Origin of the sequence: Roseovarius sp. SK2 (genome assembly GCF_028807495.1) — a bacterium.
Lineage (GTDB): Bacteria > Pseudomonadota > Alphaproteobacteria > Rhodobacterales > Rhodobacteraceae > Roseovarius > Roseovarius confluentis.
Map to the genome: position 1 here is coordinate 1 of NZ_JARAMK010000027.1, position 2729 is coordinate 2729.

Annotated in this window: 2 protein-coding genes; both read left to right on the forward strand. The window is 59.0% G+C overall.

Annotation, left to right across the window (positions count from 1 at the left end; translation table 11 throughout):
* The coding region (locus PVV74_RS22730) for an adenosylhomocysteinase (protein WP_274594781.1) at positions 1-373 on the forward strand (373 nt) is incomplete at its 5' end.
* A gap of 283 nt (positions 374-656) precedes the next feature.
* Positions 657-2531, forward strand: a complete 1875-nt coding sequence (locus PVV74_RS22735; RefSeq protein WP_274594782.1) for a hypothetical protein — start codon at positions 657-659, stop codon at positions 2529-2531.
* Positions 2532-2729 lie beyond the last annotated feature (198 nt).

Below are 2729 nucleotides of genomic sequence, written 5' to 3' on the forward strand. Positions count from 1 at the left end.
GGTCGCCAGCCTGAAGAACCACAAGTGGACCAACATCAAGGAACAGGTCGACATGATCGAGATGCCCTCGGGCAACCGCATCATCCTGCTCAGCGAAGGGCGCTTGCTGAACCTCGGCAACGCCACCGGCCACCCGTCTTTCGTGATGTCAGCCAGCTTCACCAACCAGGTTCTGGCGCAGATCGAGCTGTGGAAGAACGGCGGCGAATACCAGAACAAGGTCTATATCCTGCCCAAGCACCTGGACGAAAAGGTCGCGCGCCTGCACCTGGACCGCATCGGCGTGAAGCTGACACAGCTTTCGCCTGAACAGGCCTCTTACATCGGCGTCACGCCGGAAGGGCCGTTCAAGCCCGAGCATTACCGTTACTGATCACGACCAGCTTGGTCCGGCCGTCCAGGCCGGGCCAAACGCCATGGCGACTTCTGCTTGACACGCCATCTTGACCGCGACGTAAGGCCCACCCACCTCCAGACATCGCATCGCCCGGCACGCCTTTGCCGATGGCTGGATCAATCGCATGGATGCTCTCTATGCAAAACAGGGCCTTTGCCGTTAGACTCAAAAAAACAAACCAGCACGTCGTTTTTCGCCAACCGGCACGCAGGTCGGAAGTCGCCCACAGCAGAAAGTGCATTCGTACGAGGAGACCCAGTTGAGGCTGAAATCATTCATTGCCCGGCTGCGTGATCGTTTCCTTGTCACGGAAAGCCAGCCTGCACCTAATCCATCAGACACCGGATCGCTGAACAAACGCATCGTATCGCTGGGTGACACCTACCTGTCAGTGCTTGGCGCATCCGTGCCGAATCCCTCGCATCTGCCCGAGCCGCTGAACTCGCTTTCACAAGCCGCCAGAACCGCGCCGCAGCCCAAGGATTATGCAGAGGAATACGCGCTTTTGCGAACCGAGTTTGATCCGGCTTACTACTTTGCCGAAAATCCAGATATAGCCAACACGGCGCTGAACCCGATCGCGCACTACATGAGAGAGGCCCGATCCAAGACCCAGCAACGCAACCCGGCGCCCTGGTTTTCCGACGACCACTACATCGCACGCTGTCCCGAAGCCGCAACGAGCGAATTGACACCCTTCGGCCACTATCTGTCCCAAAACACGGGTGAGAATCATACTGCAGCGCCCTTCCACGACTTTCCAGCCCTGGCTGAAATTCTGGAGATATCCCCGAACGACGCCCTCGCACATCTTCGCCAGCGAAGCGATGATCTGCGCGCCAGTCTGGAAACAGGAGAACTGGGCGAGATGGTGGAAAAGGCGGCAAGCCACGATCCGCTGATTGCAAAAAGCTGGTCGGCCGCCATGTCGCCCAGGATCCTGCCCTTCTCCACCGACCGTGTCGTGTCGCGCATTGTCTCGCTTTTTCGGCTGCAAAAGGCAGCGGCGTTTCGACGTGCCCGTGTTGTTCTGATCGAAAACGGACTGGCCAGTAACCTGGATGGAGCGCCGACAACAGCCTTCGTCAAGGTGCTTTGCGATGTCGTACCCGCAGATGAAATCATCGTTTTGCAAACCGGCACCGCATATCCACTTCTGGAAGCGTCACGGTATCCGGCCGGCGTTCGCGTCATCTCGCTCTGTGATTTTTGCGCGAAACTCGACGACTTGAGCATGGCGCGTGTGCTGACAGAGTTTTTGCGGACGCTGCGCTGCACGGCATGCATTTTCACGGACACACCCATCGCATGGAACACTGTGTTGTATTTTGGGCGGCAGCTATCCAAAAGCATGGCGCTCCATGCTTGGACCGGCCCCTCAGCCGGGGGCGCACATGCTGACCCGGCTGCATACATGACGTATCGTTGCTTCAACCAACTCAGCGGTATCTGGTCCGAGTCCGCGGACTTCCTTGCGGAACTACGGAAAAGATACGCCGTCACCGACCCGGCAGAGGCAGCGCGCTTCCTTCATCTTCCGATGGTCAGCCAAGCACCAGAGGCGCGTGAAGAGACGGCTCTAGAGGGGGCGGGCGCCACCGTCTTGGGGGCTGCCACCGACGAGAATGATCCGGCGACCGACCGATTTTGTGCTGTCGCAGCCACGATGCCGGAAACGCGCTTTCGTCTCTTGCTGACACGACCGACAGGAAAGATCCGGCGGCGCCAGTACATCCCCGCAAATGTCGAGATACACGCAGCGGGAATCCTGTCCGAGAACTGCTCTATTCAACATGCAATCGCATGGCTGGACACGGGACGCGCCGGCACCACGTCTTACAGTCTTCGGCATGCCGCACGTAACGGGATCCCCATCGTTGCAACCCGAAGAAACTGCACCGATGCCGGGCTTGATCCCGCGCACTGCTGGGTTCCCGCCGAGACCGAAACCCTCGCGGCCCAAGCGGATGCCCTCCGGCAGGTTATCGCGGGTAGGTCCGGTGCCAAACTCAGGGCGGAACATTGCGCAAAGAACCTCGCGCCTGACCAAGAGCAGGCGGCTTTGAGAGCAATCTTGCAGGGTCTCTTTCCCGCTCAGCCGCGCAATACTCCGTCGCAGGATGCTGGCAAATGATAGACCTTACTCTTGCCCTCACGGTACATTCGGAAACGCATGTCGCGGGCCCCACTCTCTTGAGCATCAAGGACGCCCTGCACAGCCTCACGCAAGTGATCGGCCCCATCTAAGTGGTCCAATTTGATTGTTAGTGCATGATCGGCCTTTGGTCCATCTGGACTATGGCTTCTGGCGCAGGCGGGCGATAGCCCAGAG